Consider the following 20,826-nt stretch of genomic DNA (forward strand, 5'->3'; position numbering starts at 1 on the left):
ATAGTCACCTACTTAAACACCAGGAGATGATTTTATGGATTACATGATTGAAGACCTCATGGAGCAGGTTATTGCTTGTGGCGGCTCCGATTTACATATTTCTGCTGGTTTACCGCCTTATATTCGCATTAGTGGCAAGCTGACTCCTACAGAGTACGAACCACTAACAGCAGAACAATGCCAGCGGTTGATTTTTACGATGCTCAATAATACGCAGCGCAAACATCTCGAGCAAAATTGGGAACTTGATTGCTCTTATGGAGTGCGAGGGTTAGCCCGCTTTCGTGTCAATGTCTACAAAGATCGCGGAACATATGCGGCTTGTTTGCGCGCGCTGTCTTCTCAAATTCCCAGCATGGAAGCTTTGAAGCTACCAGATATTGTGCGAGAAGTTTCTGAAAAACCACGCGGATTAGTTTTAGTTACGGGTCCCACAGGTTCTGGTAAGTCAACAACATTGGCGTCAATGATCAATAACATTAACATGACGCGCTCGGAACATATATTAACGATCGAAGACCCGATTGAATTTGTTTACGAACCAATTAAAAGCCTAATTCACCAGCGTCAAATCGGTGAAGACACTAAAAGTTTTGCTAATGCTTTAAGAGCTGCCTTACGTGAAGATCCTGATGTAATTCTTGTCGGTGAAATGCGCGACTTAGAAACAATTTCGCTGGCAATTTCTGCGGCAGAAACAGGTCATTTAGTATTTGGTACATTGCATACAAGTTCTGCTGCACAGACAGTTGACCGGATGGTTGATGTCTTTTCGCCTGAACAACAACAGCAAATCCGCGTTCAGTTATCTAACTCGCTCGTAGCCGTATTTAGTCAAACGCTAGTACCGCGTAAAAACCCAAAACCAGGTGAATTTGGTAGAGTTATGGCGCAGGAAATTATGATTGTGACTCCAGCGATCGCTAACTTGATTCGCGAAGGTAAAACATCTCAAATCTACTCAGCGATTCAAACAGGGGGAAAATTAGGAATGCAAACGCTAGAAAAAGTTCTCGCAGATTTATATAAAGCAGGAACTATTTCTTTAGAGGCAGCAATGTCTAAAACATCAAAACCTGACGAGTTACAGCGCCTAATTGGTGGTAATATACCAGCAGCGCAGGCAACGCCGGCTAGACCAGGTTCGAGTAAACCCGTACTTGTAAATTAAGTTTTTCGATCAATCATTAACTGCTAATAGTTCATTGATAATGACTTTGAAAAACTCTTGCTAATTGATATTCTAATTTGAGCTATTAGCTATTTATCTAAAATATAAAATATGGATAATTTTAGCTATGCAAAAATCTGACAGATAAGTTTTTAAATAAAATTATTTTGGTTAAAATTAGCTGCAAAGATTCTTAAATAGGAATTAAATTGTATTAGTCACTATATAATAAGCTATGCCTACCTACGTTGCTAGTGTTAGAGACTCGAAAGGACAACTTAGAAAAGAGAAAATTACTGCCAACTCTCCAAGTGAGGCACGTTCAAGTTTAAGAAATCAAGGTTTGTTTATTCAAGAAATTAAACAAGCTTCAGAGTTAGACCTGAGTAAAATTGACTTTCAGAAAATTACATTATTTTTATCAAAAGTCTCAGTTAAAGATAAAGCAGTATTTTCAAGGCAATTTTCTGCATTAGTCAATGCTGGAGTAGCAATTGTAAGAAGCTTGAGTGTACTAGCAGAGCAGTGTTCTAATCCTAAACTCAAAAAAGCTTTATTAGAAATTAGTTCTGACGTGCAACAAGGGGTGAACCTTTCTGAAGCAATGCGCAAGCACCCTGATTGCTTTGATAATTTGTATGTCAGTATGGTTCAAGCTGGCGAAGTTGGTGGCGTCCTCGATGAAGTTTTAAATCGCTTATCTAAACTCCTTGAGGATATAGCACGGCTACAAAACCAAATTAAATCAGCATTAGCTTATCCAGTTGTTGTGGGTTTATTAGCAATTGCTATCTTCATTGGAATGACAGTTTTCCTGATTCCAATTTTTGCGAATATATTTAAAGACTTGGGAACAGAACTTCCAGCATTGACACAATTTATGTTAGGTGTTAGTGCTTTTATTCAAGGTTTCTGGTGGATGATTCCGATTGTAATTGTTGTGCTTGGGTTTGCCTACCGTAACTACTACAGAACCCGAATTGGTAGAGAAACTATCGACCGTTTTTCTTTAAAAATGCCGCTATTTGGCGATTTAATTCAAAAGTCAGCAGTTGCACGTTTTAGTCGTACTTTCGGGGCTTTAACTCGTTCGGGAGTTCCCATTTTAACTGCTTTGGAGATTGTCCGAGATACCGCCGGAAATCAAGTTATTGCCAATGCAGTAGATGCATCGCGACAAGATATTCAACAAGGGGGAATGATCAGTATTGCTTTGCAAAAAGAGCGCGTATTTCCACCGATGGCAATTCAGATGATTAGTATTGGCGAGGAAACCGGAGAACTCGATCAAATGCTGATGAAAGTTGCAGATTTCTACGAAGATGAAGTTGAGCAAGCAGTCAAAGCCTTGACAAGTATTTTAGAACCTATAATGATTGTTGTTTTAGGTGGTATGGTTGGCTTAATTTTGCTTTCTATGTATCTACCTATGTTTAAAGTGTTTGATAGTTTGGGTTAAATCTACAGGAAATGCAAAAAGTCAGCTTTTCAAATTTTTCGCGCTAATCATGACTATCAAACAAGTTCAATACGAAAGTTGCTTAGCTGAGTATGCAAATGTTACTGGTGCGATCGCGCTACTCAAGCAGTATCGATCTTACTTAGAAATGCTTCCTAGCTTGCGACGCGCTCATGAAAGTATTATTGCAATTCCTTTACCGGTAGTACGGCTGCGCCAAAGTGCATATGACCATACTGAAATAACAGCAACGGCAACACAACTTCCTTGTGATGTTGCCATTTTAATGTGCGATCCTGAGTGGAAAATTAAAACTGGGGTCGAAATTATGATATTTGTGTATCGTCCATACGAAGATTTTTCTGACTTGCTCAAGCGCTGGCGACAAACGCAAGTTTTACTTGATAAAGACTATGAATGGATTTTACCTTCTTCTTACCAACATATTTTGAACGAAGGAGCTAATAAGCTTTATCCTTTATTTGTTATTTTCAATGAAACTCCAGACCGCATTAAGCTAGGGCTACAAGGAGCAAGTTTACCCTTTATTATTGAAACTCCTTCTAGACAAACAGATGAAGTAACAAATGATTTATTGTCATCAATGCCACCTGAATAGACAGAATCAAGCAGAAGCGATAAATTTAAATGATTCAGCTTCCAGCGGAGAACCGTCAGGGGCTTCAATGACAAACCCAGCATCGCGAATCATTTCTAGATCGCTATGACTTGCTTGTCCTGGAGTCGTTAAATAATCACCAATAAAGATTGAATTGGCTGGATAAAGTCCTAAAGGTTGCAGCGATCGCAAATGAACTTCTCTACCGCCAGCTATTCTGATTTCTTGTGAGGGAAGCACAAAGCGAAATAAACACAATACCCGCAGACAACGACGCGGATTCAATTCTTGAATCTTTTCAAACGGCGTTCCTGGAATCGGAATCAAAAAATTTAACGGAACACTTGTAACGTTTAATTCCCGTAAGGAAAATGCTAAATCGATGACATCATCATCCGACTCTCCCATTCCAATGATTCCACCCGAACAGGTTGTGATACCTGCAGCTTTGACATTCTCTACTGTCGCGACGCGATCGCCAAACGTATGCGTCGTACAAATTTGCGAGTAGTAATCGTCAGACGTATTCAAATTATGATTGACGCGATCTACCCCGACTTCTGCCAAACGCCGCGTTTGCTCTTGTGTCAACAACCCAAGACACGCACAAATTTTTAGGTCATAGTTGGCTTTCACCGCTTGTACAGCCTCCAAAACCTGTGCAAACACTCGTTCGCTAGGAGAACGCCCTGAAATGACCATGCAGAAAGTTCCCGCTTGCAATTTCTTTGCCTGCGCAGCAGCGTCTAGAATTTTTTCTTTAGCAAGGAGAGGGTACTTCTCAATTTCAGCAGTAGAAATCTTCGATTGCGAACAATAATGACAATCTTCTGGACAAAGCCCACTTTGAGCGTTCAGGAGAAAATGCAACCGGACGCGGTTTTCCCAGTAATGATAGCGCACGCGATAGGCAGCAGCGAGTTGATCGAGCAATGAACTATCAGGCGCATTGAGTACCGCCCGTGCGGCTTCACGCGTTAGTAGTTCTCCAGCCAAAGCGCGATCGGCAAGTTCGTTCCAATTAAGTGCAGCAGATTTCAGCATAAGAAGAGGTCGGAGGTCAGAGATTATGGTGAAAACAGAGGCAATAATTCTGATTGACCATTGCTATATGATAGTATCAAGTACGCGACGGATTGCTTGATAAATTGATTCAAGTTGCTCTGAGGTAATGCAGTAAGGTGGCATTAAGTAAAGCGTGTTACCTAGAGGGCGTAAGAGAAATCCTTCTGCTAGGAACCTTTTTTTGAGGATTGGCGCGATCGCATTAAAATACCCGCTCTCACTATCCGTAACAATGTCCATCGCGGCGATCGTTCCACAAGTGCGGACTTTATTGATTTTGGGATGATTTTGTAAGTATTTTTCTAGATAGCAACGATGCTGCTGTTCCAGATGGCGAAAACTAAGGTTTTGTTCTAGCAACTCTAAAGACGCAACGCCTGTAGCACAAGCTAACGGATTTCCTGTGTATGAATGACCGTGAAAGAACGTTTTACTGATATCATCGCTGTAAAACGCGCGATAAATATCTTCTGTTGCAACGGTTACAGCCAAAGGTAAGCAGCCGCCGGATAAACCTTTTGATAAACAAATAATATCCGGTGCGGTTTCGGCTTTTAAGCAAGCAAATAATTCGCCAGTACGCCCGAAGCCTGTCATCACCTCATCATAAATGACCAGTACGCCAAACGACTGCGCTAGGTTTTCTAAAGCTTGTAAAAACTGTGGACGACATATGCGCATTCCCCCCGCACCTTGTACCAGTGGTTCGATAAAAATACCTGCGTACCGCGTGGGATTTTGCTTAAGAAGACGCGTCAGGATCTCTAGAGTCTGTGCTTCACGCACTTCGACATCGGTATCATCGTCAAACGTAGCAGGGAAAGGCACAAGCTCCGTCGAGAACATTAACCGTCGAAAAGGCTGTTCCCAGGGTGAATTACCTGCGATCGACATTGCTCCTATCGTATCGCCGTGATATCCACCTTCAAAGCTAATAAACGTCGTGCGATCGCTTTCTCCTTGATTAAACCAATATTGATAAGCCATTTTCAGCGCGACTTCCATCGCGGTTGAGCCATTATCAGAAAAAAATACTCGCGTCAGCCGTTTTGGTAGATGCTGAAGTAATTTCCTCGCTAGCTGCTCGGCGGGTTCGTGCGTAAAACCTGTAAAAATGACGTGTTCTAAGGCTTGAGCTTGTTTGTAGAGCGCTTCAGCTAGTACAGGATGTCCGTGTCCGTGAATCGTTACCCACCAACTGGAAATACAATCCATAATTTGGCGTCCATCTTCAAGTTCGAGCATCACTCCATGTCCCTTGACGACTTTCAAAGGCGGCGGTGCAGTTTTCATTTGGGTGAATGGTTGCCAAATCGGAGAATGATAAATTTCTTCAATGCTGCTCATAAAAAAATTCAAGTTTTCTCACTAGAAAAGCCGTTAATAATCAGGAAAAATTAGAAAATACGACTCAATTCATGCTTTTTAGCTTCTACGCACGAGCTACTCGCTACTTAATTCTTACTTGACTGCTGCGGTTAGTTAAGCGAAACTGACAATAATTGATGTAAGGCTTCATCATATTGCTAAATTTTGTTAATTTTTTATTCTCTATAATTCGATAGATGAAACATTATTTAGCAATAGAGATAGTGAGGAGAGAGACTGGTAAGCATAAATGCTTACAAATAGCAACGAGCAGCCGATACAGTGTCGCTGCAAAATTATAAATAAAGCTATGGTGATTAGCTAGAAGTATGGAAACGCTAGAGTTTGTGATTTATCCCGATGGTCGCGTACAGGAAAAAGTTTCCGGTATTGTCGGAGCAACCTGTACCGAAGTAACAGCGGCAATCGAAGCAGAACTGGGGCAAGTCGTCAGTCACCAGCCAAGCTCAGAATTTTATAATGCAGTACAACACCAATCTACAGTTGCAACAACCCAAGCTAGCTTTAGCGAGTGGTAACTTTTATTAACTAGTCCAGTTTGATTCAATTCACAGCTACTACAATGTCACACTTTAGCCAAATCAAAACACAAATCCGTAATCTTTCATCGTTACAAGCTGCGCTCACTGATTTAGGCATTAATTGGAAATCTGGTCCTAGAGCAGTTCGAGGCTATCGCGGTCAAACTCGTAATGCCGAAATCACCATTGAGCAGGAGAATGGTTACGATGTCGGTTTTAGTTGGAATGGCAAAGAATACGAACTTGTTGCTGACTTGCAATATTGGCAGCAAGACCTCTCAGTCGAAGGTTTCTTGAAAAAAGTTACGCAGCGTTATGCCTATCACACAGTATTGAACGAAACCTCGCGCTTAGGTTTTCAGGTAGCAGAACAGCAACAAAACGAAGACGGTTCAATTCGACTACTAGTACAGCGCTGGAGTGCGTAATGTCTGATTTTATGCCGCCGGAGCAAGCACAATCTGGAGCAGTGCGATCGCACCTCGAACCCGAACTAGGTGGAATTTTTCGCGATGCACCTGAACGTTCAGGCTTAGAACCTGAGTTAGGAGGTGAACTGCGACAAAAAGGTGTTTATGTTGACGAAATCACCTGCATTGGTTGCAAGCACTGCGCCCATGTTGCCCGCAACACCTTCTATATTGAACCAGATTACGGTCGTTCGCGCGTCGTCCGTCAAGACGGAGACTCAGAAGAGTTAATTCAGGAAGCAATTGACACGTGTCCAGTTGATTGTATCCATTGGGTTGACTACACCGAACTGAAAAAACTCGAAGAAGAGCGACAGTATCAAGTCATCCCTATTGTTGGATACCCTGTAGAAGAAGCTGTTGTTGCTGCTCATCGGCGGCGTAAAAAGCGCCAAGCCCAGAAGAAGGCTCGATATTAATTGGAAAAAAGTGGTTTTATCTTACAAAAGGCTGTTACGGCAGCCTTTTTTAGGCTTTGTAGAAGGCAGTAATAATTGACAAGTCGATCGCGCGATCGCGATTTTAAACTTTTAAACTAAATCATCTAAACGTAAGCCTGTACCATAAAGTAACTTGATTAAAAAAAGTTGATGTAAGCCAGACAATTGTTTGATAATCGCAAAAACTTAATCTTTTTCCAGGACAGTTGGTAAATTTAGAATATTTTGTCCTAACTGCGTCTACTTTTAAATCTAAATCTTCTTTTAATACTTCTTGATAGAGAAATAAAGTTGCGTTAAAAAATTGATTTTGAGGAGGTGCAGCAACTTTTTTTTCAACTGCTAAATGTGTGAGAAAAGCCTCTATTTCAGCACTTTCCCTATCTTTAGAATGGCGCTTATCATGAAAAAATATATAGCGTTGAATCCAACCAACATAGCTTTTCTCTATTTTGCATGAATAACGTTTCAGCCGAATAGCATTTTGCACCTGTGCCATCAGCTTTTTGGGGCGTTGTTCTATAAATAAAAAATATTTAGAAAAATTCCATCTAATACCCTTCATATAGTGGAATTAGATAGCAGAATTGTCTGATAACCCTTGAAGTAGCGTTTGCGATGAGAATTTCAAGAAAGTTTCAAGTTCTTCCTGCGATCTGACCTGTAATTTATTATCCAGAATCAACATTGATTGACCATGTACCATTGACCAAGCGACTCGTGCCATATTAACTGGATCGACCGCACGAAAGATTCCAGCAGCTTGACCTTCTTGAATCGTATTCACTAGCACCATGAACGATTGCTGAGCTGCTTCTGCAAGAGCGGAATACTTACTGAGATTGCAGTGATAGTCTCCAAACATCAAACGATAGTGGGACGGATGGGCTAGTGCAAACTTAACGTAGGCAATCCCGATCGCTTCTAAGCGTTGAGAGGAGTCTAGTGGTAGGTTTCGTTGTGCCTTTTTCATCGTGTCTCTTAAGGACTGAAACCCTTGTGCTGCGACTGCTGCCAATAGCGCATCTTTATCTTCAAAATGACGATAAGGGGCATTGTGCGAAACACCAACCCGCTTCGCAACCTGACGCAGAGACAGCTCGTTAATCCCTTCCTCTTTTAGGAGTTCGAGCGCTGCGTCAATTAAGCTTTGCCGTAGGTTGCCGTGGTGGTAGGAGTTCTTTACTGCTACTGTCATGAAGTCGTTTGTCCAGGAAGAATTAACCAAATTTTAATTCCGTATGTTGACAATGTCAACATCCCATCTTATATTCAAGTTGTCGGTGACAACATTTAGATCTTTTGGTCTAGGAGGAATTATGGTCACTGCAACTCAGCAGCAAAGATTTGACGTAATTGTGATTGGTTCCGGAATTGGTGGATTAACTGTTGCTGCACTGCTATCCAAACTGTATCGGAAAAGGGTTTTAGTTCTAGAACAGCATTTTACTGCGGGCGGATTTACCCATACCTTTGAGCGCAAGGGGAAATTTTCTTGGGATGTAGGACTGCACTATGTCGGAGACATGGGGGAAGGCAGTACAGGAAAAGCTGTGTTTAACTATCTCACTAACAGCAATTTGCAATGGCATAAAATGCCCGACCCGTTTGAGAAATTCGTCTATCCAGATTTCACTTTTGAGGTGTATTCTGACCCCGATCGCTATCAAGCTGATTTGGTTCAACGCTTTCCTCAGGAACAGTTCGCAATCCAGCGGTATTTCAAAGACATTCAAACGGCAGCGTTTTGGTTCGGAATGCATTCCATGCTGGAGCTATTTCCGAGATGGTTACATCCATTGCTCAGACCAGCGATCCGGTCTTTCGGTGCGATCGCAAGACAAACCACTCAGCAATATTTGGAGCAACACTTCCAAAATGTCCATCTCAGAGCGTTGCTGGCTTCTCAGTGGGGAGATTACGGCTTACCGCCATCTCGGAGTTGCTTTGGCATTCACAGCGTGATTGTCAGCCATTATTTAAAGGGAGGTTGGTATCCCGTGGGTGGAGCCAAGGCGATCGCGCAATCCATCATTCCAGTGATTGAACGCTCAGGTGGTACTGTTCTCACCCAACGCCGCGTCACAGAAATCTTACTAGACTCTGGAGCAGCAGTGGGTGTAAAAGCGCAACATACGGCAAAGCCACAGGCAGATTTAGAAACCTACTATGCATCGATTGTCGTGTCTGATACCGGCGCATTTAATACCTATTTGAAACTGATTCCCTCTAACTATCCGCTAGTCGAGCGTCAGGCAATTCAGACGTTTCCGAAAGGCAGCAGTATGGTGACAGTATACCTGGGATTAAACGAAAGTCCCCAGCGCCTGGGTTTTCAGGGCGAAAACCACTGGATTTATACGACTTATGACCATGAGACGATTGCTCAAAATTCGCTCATTTCTTCTAATTATTTACCCAAGTTCTGCTATCTCTTATTTCCATCACTAAAAGATCCCTTGGCTCGCGAACATACCGCAGAAATCATCGCGCATGTTGACTACGATTTCTTCTCACAGTGGCGGGAGCAACCTTGGCGGCGGCGAGGGAGTGAATATACTGAACTGAAAGCTCAAATTACCCAATCCCTGATTCAGTTAGTAGAAAGCCACTATCCTGGCTTCCAGAATTTGATCGAGTATGCAGAACTCTCAACTCCACTGACAGTAGAGCATTTTGATGCCAGCGATCGTGGTGCTATCTATGGCATTCCTTGCATTCCCGAACGACTCGATCAATCTTGGATCGGGGTTAGAACACCGATTAAAAATCTCTACCTGACTGGAGCAGACACATTTTCACCTGGCATCATGGGCGCAATGATGGGTGGCGTGAAAACAGCAGGTATTTTGAATGGAGCATTTGGTTTCTTCAAGATTATGGCAAGGATTATGCGAGAGTCGGCTTGACGTAGCCGCTATTAACAAAACTATAGAGCTTGCTGCCTAGCTAAAAGTAATAGCAGGCTAGTAACTCGGTTGGAGCAGACAATTGCAAGTCTTTTCGTTTTGCTGTAGTCGATCTGCTACCGCTCAACCGGAACGTTATTGTGCGTTTTCACGAGGATCTCGCGAAACTTGTGGAGCTTCGCGATCTTCCAAGAAGGTTTGTACTTTACCCTCAGGTGTCAAAACGACTCGAATTCTAGCTACTTGACCATCAGCAATGGGAGATACAAAAGGCTCGCCAATCAGAGGCATTCCAGTGCGGTCAATTTGGTCTCTAGCAGCTTGATTTAGCGGTTCAATACGTTGAATTGTGCCATCAACATCCAACAGCAAACTATACTCCAAGGTTTGCTTAACAGCTTCTGTTGGTTCCCAGCGGCGCTGAAAGAATTGTCGAGCTTCGGCTACCTGACTAATATTATCTAACGATGTAGGTTGACTTGGGGCAGGAGGAGGTTGGTTTGGCGATCGCACTGCCGCAGTTGTGTTATTCGCCGCCTGTTGCTGTGGTGCTGCTGGTGCAGTTCGCTGCGTTTGAGATATTGCTGCTTGCGAACCAGGATTAGGCGCGTTGAGTTGCGCTAAAGGACTCGGTATGGCGATTGTAGGTGCGGAATCCCCTGCACCTGGTTGCTGGGGCGTCGTATTTCCTGCCCTAGCTGTAGCGGTTTGATTCGGCGACCCTGGAATGGTGGTTGTTTGTGGCGCTGTTGTCCCGCCTGGAAGAGTAGGAGACGGTGCTGCTGCGGTTGATTCTGTGGGAGGGCTAGCGTTTGGTACTGGAATTGTAGGTAGTGGGGCATTAGGAACAGGGACAGGAGAACCCACAGGCGGTGGAGGTGGTAATGTATCTATTGATGATAAAGGTGGTAAAGGTGAAGGCTGCGTCGCAAGCTGCTGTGGATCTTCCGTGATTTGATTACTGGTTGCCGTTTGTTGAACAGGGCGGTTCAGTTGTTGTAAGACAGCAAAGATACCTACAGCTAGTGTTAATCCGGCGGCAATCGTTGCCCAAGCGGGAGGAGTCGTACTTACTCGACGTTGCTTGAGGCTGGGTAGGGCAACAATATCAGCTTCAAATTGATCTAAAGCCGTTGCCAAATCAAACAGTTGCAGTACGCTCAACTGCACGATAGGTCCGGTTGTGGGAGTTGCTAGCGATCCTAAATAGAGTGTATGTGATAGTCCTGTACCGGGTTTAAGAAAGATTTGTCGCGCCTGCGCCGGAGGTGAATCAGAGGAATTGGCAGGCGAAATCACAATTTGGGAGTTTGCAACCGCAGTCGTTGAATCACTCGAAGTCGTTTGCGACGCTAACTGTGCGGTAAATTGGGCTGGCGATTGATTTAATAACTCTTGCACATACACTGTGACGGCTTGGTGTAAGGCTTCGAGTTGTTCGCGATCGCCTGTAACCTGAATTCGTCGATCCGGCGATCGCGGATCGTCAAAATGCAAATGAAAGCGTAACTGCGTGGCTACTGTCCGCCCAGCCCAACGCGACAGTGGCGATCGCGGAGCCACAATTTCCAACGTACAAGTGGGCGGCGTATACCTACGGAGAACCTGTAAATTTGACAAAGTCATAGGTGAGAATTTAGCAGAGGTCAGAGGTCAGGGGGAGCAAAGGAGTAGAAGGTAGGGGGGTAGGCGGGTAGGATTATTAATTAGATTCCATATTGTCACTCATCACTAGCTACTACTCACTATTCACCAGTCATTTGCTTTTTGCCCTAGTTTCTTAACTATTTTGAGCGGTCTAGAAGTGCTAACCAAAGGCGACGATGACCGCCAGGCGCGCTGTAAAATAACAAGTCAATCAAGAGTTTGAGCGCCAGATGAGTTAGGACATCAGTGGAAATGTTTTCATTTTCCTCCATGCGTTCTTGGTAGGTGTTACTGAAAGCATCCAGATAATCTCCTAAAAGAGCGGCTTTGTGAGGAGCTTCATTGTTTTGGGTGACTTGTTCTAGCAAAGCAACCGCGCGGCGAATTTGTTCTTGGTGTTGTTTTGCGAGGTAGCAGCTGATTAAAGTGAGCGATCGCGCTTCTTCTACATCAAGCTTCTTTCTTCCTCCTTCACCTTTACGTAGTGGATTTGATTGGCGCAGTCGCCATAGTGCCACGCGATCTGGGATTTTGGACTCTAGATTAAGTTGAGCCGCAGCTTGGAGCATTGCTTCTGAGCCAATTCCCGCCAAAGCTTCAAGCGCCAACAATACCAAGTCCAACTGAGCTTTGATGTTATCTAATTGGGCTGGGTTGGGCTGAATGTTAGTAAGCTCTTCCCATCGTGGAGTTGGTGTTGGCGATTGTGCGCTGGAGTGCATAACCTTAAGCATAGGAGATAATACGAGAATGGGCGTTTGTTGTTACCCATTTTGAAACCAAACTTGTCTAAATCGACGTTGATTTCTAATTAGCTACCAGCTTATCCTGTTTGGCTCAAATGTAAAATCGCCCTTGTAAAAAAAGCAAGGGAGTAGGGGAGCTTCTTGTGCAGGGGGAAGTACTACAAATGAACTTTTCTGTTACTACCACTAACCACTAGCTACTGATCGCTATTGACTCTTTCCTCATTCCTTATTCAATGTAAGCAACTGTGACGCCTGTACCGCCATCTTCTGGGGCTGCTGGCTCAAAGCGGCTAACGCGGGGGTTTTGTTGCAAAAAAGCGTGGACTCCTTGTCTGAGCTTGCCAGTGCCGTGACCGTGAATGATCCATAATGGTCCTTGGGCTTGAGCGATCGCGCGTTCTAAGACAATTTCAGCATCGGCGACTCGGCTTCCGCGCAGATCGATTGTGTTTTGTGAAGTGCGGATTGCGAGGGCGGATGGCGGTGTAGTAGTCGGTGAATCTTGCTGATTGCTACTACGCGGTGTTTCTTTGACTTGCCTTTGACTTGCGATTGGTTCGGCTTTTTGCCCGTCGAGCGATTCAATATCTTCAAGCTTGACACTCATTTTCATGATTCCAAAGCGGACAGTTAATTCGCCGTCTTCGTTGGGGGCGCCGATCACTTCGGCGGTTTGCTCAAGACGCGGTATGCGGACGCGATCGCCTACCTGGGGTTTGAATCCTGGTTTGGGCTTGGGTGGCGGGGGAAGATGCTTTTTGGCAATTTGAGTGAGTGCATTTGTTGCTTGTTGCGCATCTTGGGCTGTTGTCGAACCTTGCTGAAGGCGACGAATCACTTGCGCGATTTCACCTTTGGCTTGCACAAGCGCTTGTTGAATCGATTGCTCTTGCTGTTGTCGGAGTTGCGCTTCGCGTTCTTGAAGTTGTGCAGCTTTTTGCGATACTTCGCTATAGAGCCGCTGTACTTGTTGCAGTAATTTTTCTGCCTCAGCCGCTTTAGTTTCTTGAAGTCGGCGTTGTGCTTCTAGCCCTGCGATTACCTGGTTGACGTCTTCGCTAGCACCGCCAATTTTAGTTTTGGCTTGCTCGATAACTTCAGCCTTTAGCCCCAGGCGTTGAGCAATTGTCAAGGCGTTAGAACGTCCTGGAATTCCCCATAATAAGCGATAGGTTGGCGAAAGGCTTTCTTCATCAAACTCGACTGAGGCGTTTTCAAAGCGTTCGTCTTGGTATTTCAATGCTTTTAATTCGCCAAAGTGAGTTGTGGCAATACTTAGTTGCGCGCGATCTGCCAAGTATTGTAGAAGCGCGATCGCTAAAGCACTTCCTTCTGCGGGATCAGTTCCTGCACCGACTTCGTCGAGTAAAACTAAAGAAGGACGAGGTGTTTTTGGTGTTGAATTGCCGTTTGCTAATGCATCGATAATGCGACTGATGCGGCGAATGTGACCAGAAAATGTCGATAAACTTTGCTGTAATGACTGCTCGTCTCCAATATCGGCTAATACCTGGTCAAACCAGGGAATTTCTACAGGTTCGCGTGCTGGGACAAATAAACCTACCTTTGCCATTAAAGCTGCTAATCCCAGGGTTTTGAGCGTGACTGTTTTACCACCAGTATTTGGTCCTGTAATGGTTACTACCCGAATTTGTGGTTTAATGACTAAATCAATTGGAACGACTGCTGCGCCTTGTTCGTGGGCAAACTGCCATACTAACAATGGATGGTGTAATTGCCGTAGAGTAATAGTTTCGCCTTCACTGCGTTGAATAAATCGTGGTGGATTTGCTTTTAACCAATAGCTATAACGCGCACGGGCACACGCAAGGTCAAGAATCGTTGCAACGCTCAGCAAATATTCTAAATCAGGTGCCACTGCTGCGATTTGCTCGGATAACTGCCGACGAATTGCGGTTTCTTCAGCTTGCTCTTTAACGGTTAATTGCCGTAATTGATTACCCAAAGAAACGACTGAGTTTGGTTCGACATATAGGGTTGCACCACTCGTAGAAGTATCATGCACGATTCCTGGAATCGCATCTTTTTGAGGTGCTTTGACAGGAATCACAAAGCGATCGCCGCGTTTAGTAATCAGCTGCTCTTGGACTGCATTTGCTTGGCGTTGCAGAATATTTTGTAGTTTTTGCGTGATTTGACTGCGGATTTGCCGCAGCGAACTGCGAATATTTGATAGAGTTGTGCTGGCGCGATCGCTGACTTGTCCGCGTTCGTCGATGCAACGATGAATTTCCTGTTCGATTTCGGGATAAGTACGAATATCAGCAACTAAGGCACTGAGAACGGGCACGTCAGGCTGATTATCAATTGCACGGCGTAGTTGGCGAGTTCCTGCAAGCGTCGTTGCGATCGCTAAAAGTTCTTCCCCAGCTAAAATGCCTTGGCGTTGTACGCGCGCTAACGAATCGCCAATATCTTGAATACCTTCAAACGATAAACCACCCGTGAGGCTATTTTCTAACTTGTATGCTTCCTGCGTTTGGGCAAGAAGTTCTTCACTTTGTTTTTGGGATTGCGGAATTTGCAAGTTCCGCGCTGCGGTTGCCCCTAATTTAGTTGCCGCAAAAGTAGACAAGTGCTGACACAGGCGCGACCATTCGAGTAATTCTAGCGTCTCTGATTGAATCAAAGCTTAACCGTTATGCAGATGCGATAAGTGAGTGAATAGCTTGTTATTATTAAGCAAACAGCTATTTCTATTGTAGCGAATTCGCAAAAATTCTTTTGCAGCAATAATTACCTAGCGTATCTAGAAGTAAAATAAATTTCCTTGCAATTTGGTACGCTAACAAAAACAGTAGTGGAACTTAATAAGAAGTAACAGGCGTGGATATTCAGATTGGGCGTGGGAAGATGGCTCGCCGAGCCTACGGAATTGATGAAATTGCGCTCGTTCCTGGACAGCGCACGCTAGACCCAAGTTTAGCAGAGACACATTGGCAAATTGGCAGCATCAAGCGGGAAATTCCCATTATTGCCAGCGCGATGGATGGTGTTGTCGATGTCCGCATGGCAGTACTTTTGTCACAGTTGGGTGCGTTGGGTGTCTTAAATTTAGAGGGCATTCAAACGCGTTATGCTGACCCAAACCCTATTTTAGAAAGAATTGCTTCGGTAGGTTCGCAAGAATTTGTGCCGCTGATGCAAGAACTTTATGCTGAACCTGTTAAACCCGAACTCATCACGCAACGCATTCAAGAAATCAAACAACAAGGCGGTATTGCCGCAGTCAGTGCTACCCCAGCGGGCGCAAGTAAATATGGCTCGATTGTCGCGAATGCAGGTGCTGATTTGTTTTTTGTTCAAGCAACAGTGGTTTCTACGGCACATTTATCACCGGAATCAATGGCTAACTTGGATTTAGCTGAATTCTGCCGCGAAATGCCCATGCCAGTAGTATTGGGAAATTGCGTAACGTATGAAGTGACGCTCAATTTAATGAAAGCTGGTGCAGCAGCTGTGCTTGTGGGAATTGGCCCTGGCGCTGCGTGTACCTCACGGGGTGTTCTGGGTGTAGGTGTACCGCAAGCAACGGCGATCGCCGACTGTGCCGCTGCGCGCGATGATTACCATCGAGAAACGGGTAATTATGTTCCGGTGATTGCTGATGGTGGTTTGATTACTGGCGGTGACATTTGTAAGTGTATCGCCTGCGGTGCTGATGGCGTGATGATTGGATCTCCCTTCGCACGCGCAGCTGAGGCTCCTGGACGCGGTTTTCACTGGGGTATGGCAACACCTAGCCCTGTATTACCTCGTGGCACTCGCATTCGAGTTGGTACGACGGGTACGTTAGAACAAATTCTCCGCGGTCCTGCACAGCTTGATGACGGAACGCATAATTTTTTAGGCGCTTTAAAAACTAGCATGGGTACGCTGGGGGCTAAGAATCTTAAAGAAATGCAGCAAGTTGAAGTTGTGATTGCCCCTTCGCTGTTAACTGAAGGAAAGGTTTATCAAAAAGCACAACAGTTAGGCATGGGCAAGTAGATCTACTTGGGTAAAACGCCTAATAAAGTCTGCAGGAATTGTTAAGTAAATTCGGAAAAAAGCTAACCTGTCGCCTACAATAGAAAAAGCGGAGACGCATGTTTCCGTTCACTCCTCACACCACACTCCGCTCGGACTCCTGTTCGGGCGGTTCCTTATTATTAGGAGCTAGCAATGAGTTAACAGTAGCTAGAGTGACTAGTAAGAGTGTAGGTAATCGAGTTTTGAATGCGTAAATTTTGAGTTTTGATTCTTCTATGAGTGTTTGAGTTGTGGAAAGCCCTCTGGCGTTTTGAATTAAAGAGATTTTCAACTCAGCACCCATTACTCTCTTGCACTCCTGCTCGCCAGTCTACTTCTATGGGTATAACCACTTAAGATCTATCTAAATATAGACCGTTGATAAAGCAGAACGCAGCATACGGCTATGGTAGAATTTCAGCAAAGTAAGAGATATAGCTTAAGGATTTCTAGGCATGTCAGTAGCCGCACAAGTTACAGACTCGACGTTTAAACAAGAAGTACTCGAAAGCGATGTTCCAGTTCTAGTGGACTTTTGGGCACCTTGGTGTGGTCCGTGCCGGATGGTAGCTCCGGTGGTGGATGAAATTGCGCAGCAATACGACGGTCAGGTGAAAGTTGTAAAACTTAACACAGATGAAAACCCAAATGTTGCTAGTCAATACGGTATTCGCAGTATCCCAACGTTAATGATTTTTAAGGGTGGGCAACGAGTCGATATGGTTGTTGGTGCAGTTCCTAAGAGTACTTTGTCTAACACGCTGGAAAAGTATTTGTAAACTTGCCTATAGGCAAATAACTTGTCGTTTAGCAGTGCTGCACCTGAAGTGAACTGTTAAAGTAAAGTAAGTTGTATTTCGCTCAAATACCATGCTTAGAAGTGCTATTGAGCTTTATTTGAGCGAATCAAATAGTGTATGTTATGCGATCCTGCGTGGTGAGAGCTAAAGATAAAGTTCTCTGCTACCATATTGTTGTCTTTTGACCTCAGCCTTACAGCAGAACAGCGTAAGGCGATCGCCAAATGCGCAAAATAGCAATATTAAAAAATTATGAAGCTACGGCTTGACAAATAACCCCCAAAATATCGATAAAATAGAGTGCCACTTGTGCGGAAGCACTCATGACCTCATCTTCGCATTTTCCATCATTAGAGTCCCTCGAATCAGACCTGGCTGACTTGCTTGAAAAGCTGCCGCATCATAAGCATCGGCAACTAATTCAGTACGCGCTGGCAACAGTCGTCAAGCTAGCCAATAGTGACATCGAACGCCTTGATTGGAAAATCTTATCAGCCTCATTAGCTGACATGGAGCAAGGCTTCAATATTTTTTACCCGTACCGACACGTGCGCAAAGTAACGATTTTTGGCTCAGCGCGCACATCACCAGAAGCACCCGAGTATCGCATGGCGTTTGATTTTGCACGATGTGTGACGCAGTTAGGCTTTATGGTGATGACGGGAGGTGGCGGTGGAATCATGCAAGCAGGGAATGAAGGTGCTGGGCGAGAAAACTCGTTTGGGTTAAACATTCAATTGCCGTTTGAACAAGAAGCGAATCATGTTATTCAAGGCGACGGAAAGCTGATTCATTTTAAGTACTTTTTTACCCGCAAACTATTTCTACTGCGTGAAAGTGATGCGATCGCGCTTTTTCCTGGTGGGTTTGGTACGCAGGATGAAGCTTTTGAGTGCATGACGCTGAGTCAAACAGGTAAGTTTGGTCCAGTACCTGTCGTGTTAATCGATCGCCCAGGAGGCGACTATTGGCGGGCTTGGAATGAGTATATCGATAAGCACCTCCGCCAACAAGGTTTAATCAGTCCCGAAGACGACAGCTTATACACAATTACAGATAATCTGGAAGTTGCTTGTAATGCGATTACGCGGTTTTACCAGGTTTATCACTCTAGCCGCTATGTAGGTGACAAACTCGTGATTCGGATGAAAACAGATATCTCGGATGCGGATGTCGAAACGTTGAATACTAACTTTAGCGATATTCTTGTAAAGGGACGCATCGAAAAAAGCAAAGCTTTACCCCAAGAAGCCCAAGATGAAACTGCTGAACTACCCCGCTTAGTTTTGTATTTTAATCAGCGAGATTTGGGGCGTCTCTATCAGATGATTGCAACTATCAATGAAATGGGTACTCCTTCACCTGTAGAAGCGCATCCAGAGCGAAAATGAGTATTCGTTCGCTCGTGTCGCATCCTTTTGAAGACTGATGATGCCTAAGATTAGTTAATTGGTAATAAAAGTAAATATATTACTGATTACCAGCTGTATGTAGTTGCAGGGGATTTTTCAATCAGAAAGTCTAACACAATGCGATCGCGCATACCTCAGCGTAAGTTGCCACAATAGATAGGGAGGGCGATCCATTGCAGCGGGCATTAATGATAGGCAATGCGATCCCTGACCCTAACCTCTAATCTCTGAATTTAATGGCATGGAATGGAAGGAAATTGCTGGTAACTGGGTTCTAGTTCCCCGACATCCTGTGGGAATCGTGCATTTTTTGGGAGGTGCTTTTGTGGCGACCGCACCTCAATTAACCTACCGCTGGTTGTTAGAACAACTAGGAAAAGAGTATGCTGTTGTTGCGACCCCGTTTGTCAATACACTAGACCACGCAGCAATCGCCCAAACAGTTTTAAATAGCTTTGAAAAGGCAATTGCCGAATTACACGATCGCGCGCTGTTACGTCGACGCTATTTGCCAACCTACGGTTTAGGACACAGTATGGGCTGTAAACTACACTTACTCATCGGTAGTCTTTTTGACGTGGAACGCGCGGGAAATATTCTCATTTCTTATAACAACTACGCAGCACGCGACGCGATTCCTTTAGTACAACAGTTTACACCTACCTTTGCGGTTGAGTTTACACCTTCTCCCCTCGAAACAATAAACTTAGTCCGCGAGCGCTATCGCGTTCGTCGCAATTTGCTGATTCGATTTACTAATGACACAATAGACCAATCTACCGCGCTTTACCAACTCTTACAGCAGCGGTTTCCAGACATGGTGACGTTACAGACACTACCAGGAAGTCATACAACCCCATTAGGACAAGACGTAAGTTGGCAAACTGGAACGAATTTTACACCCTTTGATGCGATGGGACAGTGGTTTAAGCAAGAGATCTATCGCGATTTAAACCAACTCAAGCGCACTATTGTTTTGTGGCTCAATCCTTTTTCCCATGTCTCTAATCTTAGTCATCGATGATGACCCAACAGTGCAAACTCTGCTCTCGAGGGTACTAAAAAACCAAGGTTATCAAGTTGTTTTAACTAACAACGGTGAAGAAGGAATTAGGCTGGCGCGCCAGTTGTATCCTGGGTTAGTAATTTGTGAATGGACGATGCAATCCATAAGCGGGTTGGAGATATGTCGTCGCATCAAAGCGGAACCGAGTTTATCGACAGTATTTTTCATTTTTCTCACGAGTTTAGGCTCAGTATCTGACTGTGTTCGAGCCTTCAATGCGGGTGCAGACGATTTTATTACCAAGCCAATCGAACAAAATGAACTAACCGCGCGGGTACGTGCTGGATTGCGCTTGCATCAAATGAGTCGAGATTTACAAAAACAAAAGCAATTACTCGAAGCTGAATTAGCTGAAGCTGCTGACTACGTGCGATCGCTACTTCCACCGCAGCTAAAAGAACCACTCGAAATTAATTCTCGGTTTATTCCTTCGCTGCGTTTAGGTGGAGACTGCTTTGATTACTACTGGTTAGATCCTGACTATTTAGCTGTTTACTTACTTGATACGGCGGGACACGGATTAGGAGCCACACTTCCTTCCATTTCAGTCCTTAACATGTTACGTTCCCGCGCGCTTGATGGAATTAATTACTACCAACCAACCGAGGTACTGAAAGCTTTAAATAGTACGTTTCAAATGACTTCTCAAAACTCGAAGTATTTTACGATTTGGTATGGAGTTTATAATCGAGTCAACCGTCAATTAATTTACTCTAACGCTGGACATCCACCTGCTGTTTTGCTGTCAGAAAAACCGACAATTCAAGTAACAAAACTCGAAACTCCAAGCATACCAATCGGGATGTTTCCTGATACAAATTATATAGATAAATTTTGTCAAATTCCTGAATCAAGTACGCTTTATATTTTTAGCGATGGAGTTTATGAACTGCATTTAGCCAATGGTTCAATTTGGGAACTTGATTCTTTTATCGACTTACTCAAAACGGAGCATATATTAGGTAACTGCAAGCTAGATAATATTTTAGCTCAGCTGAGTCAAATCAATTCTAAAGATAGTTTTGATGATGATTTATCGATTCTTCAAATTAGATTTGATAATTGAAAGTATGGATA

Annotated in this window: 19 protein-coding genes; 12 read left to right on the forward strand and 7 right to left on the reverse strand. The window is 44.1% G+C overall.

The genetic code is table 11. From position 1 onward, the window contains the following. Window positions 1-34 precede the first annotated feature (34 nt). From B1A85_RS05585 to B1A85_RS05595, 3 genes are all read left to right on the forward strand, one after another. Entirely contained in the window at window positions 35-1,171 is a 1,137-nt protein-coding gene (locus B1A85_RS05585; RefSeq protein WP_104545890.1) for a type IV pilus twitching motility protein PilT, read from the forward strand. Window positions 1,172-1,406: 235 nt separating this feature from the next. Continuing rightward, the gene (locus tag B1A85_RS05590; RefSeq protein WP_104545891.1) at window positions 1,407-2,630 is read left to right on the forward strand and encodes a type II secretion system F family protein; all 1,224 of its coding nucleotides are present in this window, start codon (window positions 1,407-1,409) and stop codon (window positions 2,628-2,630) included. A 49-nt stretch (window positions 2,631-2,679) separates the two neighbouring features. Continuing rightward, a complete protein-coding gene (locus B1A85_RS05595; RefSeq protein ID WP_104545892.1) occupies window positions 2,680-3,249 on the forward strand; it encodes a hypothetical protein in 570 nt (189 codons plus the stop codon). A gap of 6 nt (window positions 3,250-3,255) precedes the next feature. Here the strand turns inward: B1A85_RS05595 and bioB are convergent, their stop codons facing one another. Next, window positions 3,256-4,293: a biotin synthase BioB gene (gene bioB / locus B1A85_RS05600; RefSeq protein ID WP_104545893.1), complete on the reverse strand. Its 1,038-nt coding sequence runs from the start codon at window positions 4,291-4,293 to the stop codon at window positions 3,256-3,258. A gap of 63 nt (window positions 4,294-4,356) precedes the next feature. Then, a complete protein-coding gene (bioA, locus tag B1A85_RS05605; RefSeq protein ID WP_104545894.1) occupies window positions 4,357-5,661 on the reverse strand; it encodes an adenosylmethionine--8-amino-7-oxononanoate transaminase in 1,305 nt (434 codons plus the stop codon). A 350-nt stretch (window positions 5,662-6,011) separates the two neighbouring features. Here bioA and B1A85_RS05610 point away from each other — a divergent pair, with 350 nt between their 5' ends. The 3 genes from B1A85_RS05610 to B1A85_RS05620 are packed head-to-tail and all read left to right on the forward strand — an operon-like array spanning window position 6,012 to window position 7,113. Beyond that, window positions 6,012-6,221: a DUF2997 domain-containing protein gene (locus B1A85_RS05610; protein ID WP_015186838.1), complete on the forward strand. Its 210-nt coding sequence runs from the start codon at window positions 6,012-6,014 to the stop codon at window positions 6,219-6,221. A 44-nt stretch (window positions 6,222-6,265) separates the two neighbouring features. Beyond that, window positions 6,266-6,652: a DUF1257 domain-containing protein gene (locus B1A85_RS05615; protein ID WP_104545895.1), complete on the forward strand. Its 387-nt coding sequence runs from the start codon at window positions 6,266-6,268 to the stop codon at window positions 6,650-6,652. Then, window positions 6,652-7,113 carry a ferredoxin gene (locus B1A85_RS05620; RefSeq protein ID WP_104545896.1) on the forward strand — a complete coding sequence of 154 codons (462 nt, stop codon included), beginning with the start codon at window positions 6,652-6,654 and terminating at the stop codon, window positions 7,111-7,113. Before B1A85_RS05615 ends, B1A85_RS05620 begins: the two co-directional genes overlap by 1 nt. Window positions 7,114-7,234: 121 nt before the next feature. On the opposite strand, the gene B1A85_RS05625 is transcribed toward B1A85_RS05620, so the two are convergent. Together B1A85_RS05625 and B1A85_RS05630 are read right to left on the reverse strand one after the other, a co-directional pair. Continuing rightward, window positions 7,235-7,699 carry a site-specific integrase gene (locus B1A85_RS05625; protein WP_146087138.1) on the reverse strand — a complete coding sequence of 155 codons (465 nt, stop codon included), beginning with the start codon at window positions 7,697-7,699 and terminating at the stop codon, window positions 7,235-7,237. Window positions 7,700-7,708: 9 nt separating this feature from the next. Then, the gene (locus B1A85_RS05630) at window positions 7,709-8,332 is read right to left on the reverse strand and encodes a TetR/AcrR family transcriptional regulator (protein ID WP_104545897.1); all 624 of its coding nucleotides are present in this window, start codon (window positions 8,330-8,332) and stop codon (window positions 7,709-7,711) included. Between the two features lie 121 nt (window positions 8,333-8,453). Between B1A85_RS05630 and B1A85_RS05635 the strand changes: the two genes are divergently transcribed. Then, a complete protein-coding gene (locus tag B1A85_RS05635; protein ID WP_168192350.1) occupies window positions 8,454-10,043 on the forward strand; it encodes an NAD(P)/FAD-dependent oxidoreductase in 1,590 nt (529 codons plus the stop codon). Window positions 10,044-10,178: 135 nt separating this feature from the next. Here the strand turns inward: B1A85_RS05635 and B1A85_RS05640 are convergent, their stop codons facing one another. The 3 genes from B1A85_RS05640 to B1A85_RS05650 form a co-directional block, all read right to left on the reverse strand. Continuing rightward, window positions 10,179-11,669 (reverse strand): DUF4335 domain-containing protein, encoded by a 1,491-nt coding sequence (locus B1A85_RS05640; protein WP_104545899.1) that lies wholly within the window; start codon window positions 11,667-11,669, stop codon window positions 10,179-10,181. A 158-nt stretch (window positions 11,670-11,827) separates the two neighbouring features. After that, window positions 11,828-12,424 carry a DUF3038 domain-containing protein gene (locus B1A85_RS05645; protein ID WP_104545900.1) on the reverse strand — a complete coding sequence of 199 codons (597 nt, stop codon included), beginning with the start codon at window positions 12,422-12,424 and terminating at the stop codon, window positions 11,828-11,830. Window positions 12,425-12,665: 241 nt separating this feature from the next. Beyond that, window positions 12,666-15,089: an endonuclease MutS2 gene (locus tag B1A85_RS05650; protein ID WP_104545901.1), complete on the reverse strand. Its 2,424-nt coding sequence runs from the start codon at window positions 15,087-15,089 to the stop codon at window positions 12,666-12,668. Between the two features lie 197 nt (window positions 15,090-15,286). Here B1A85_RS05650 and B1A85_RS05655 point away from each other — a divergent pair, with 197 nt between their 5' ends. From B1A85_RS05655 to B1A85_RS05680, 5 genes are all read left to right on the forward strand, one after another. Beyond that, window positions 15,287-16,450, forward strand: a complete 1,164-nt coding sequence (locus B1A85_RS05655) for a GuaB3 family IMP dehydrogenase-related protein (protein ID WP_104545902.1) — start codon at window positions 15,287-15,289, stop codon at window positions 16,448-16,450. A gap of 476 nt (window positions 16,451-16,926) precedes the next feature. Then, window positions 16,927-17,250, forward strand: coding sequence for a thioredoxin (gene trxA, locus B1A85_RS05665; RefSeq protein WP_104545904.1), 324 nt, complete (start codon window positions 16,927-16,929; stop codon window positions 17,248-17,250). Window positions 17,251-17,594: 344 nt separating this feature from the next. After that, window positions 17,595-18,662: an LOG family protein gene (locus B1A85_RS05670; RefSeq protein WP_104545905.1), complete on the forward strand. Its 1,068-nt coding sequence runs from the start codon at window positions 17,595-17,597 to the stop codon at window positions 18,660-18,662. A 262-nt stretch (window positions 18,663-18,924) separates the two neighbouring features. Further along, window positions 18,925-19,707 carry a DUF1350 family protein gene (locus B1A85_RS05675; RefSeq protein ID WP_104545906.1) on the forward strand — a complete coding sequence of 261 codons (783 nt, stop codon included), beginning with the start codon at window positions 18,925-18,927 and terminating at the stop codon, window positions 19,705-19,707. After that, entirely contained in the window at window positions 19,682-20,815 is a 1,134-nt protein-coding gene (locus tag B1A85_RS05680) for a SpoIIE family protein phosphatase (RefSeq protein WP_104545907.1), read from the forward strand. Before B1A85_RS05675 ends, B1A85_RS05680 begins: the two co-directional genes overlap by 26 nt. Window positions 20,816-20,826: the final 11 nt, after the last annotated feature.

This window comes from Chroococcidiopsis sp. TS-821, assembly GCF_002939305.1.
Classification (GTDB): domain Bacteria; phylum Cyanobacteriota; class Cyanobacteriia; order Cyanobacteriales; family Chroococcidiopsidaceae; genus Chroogloeocystis.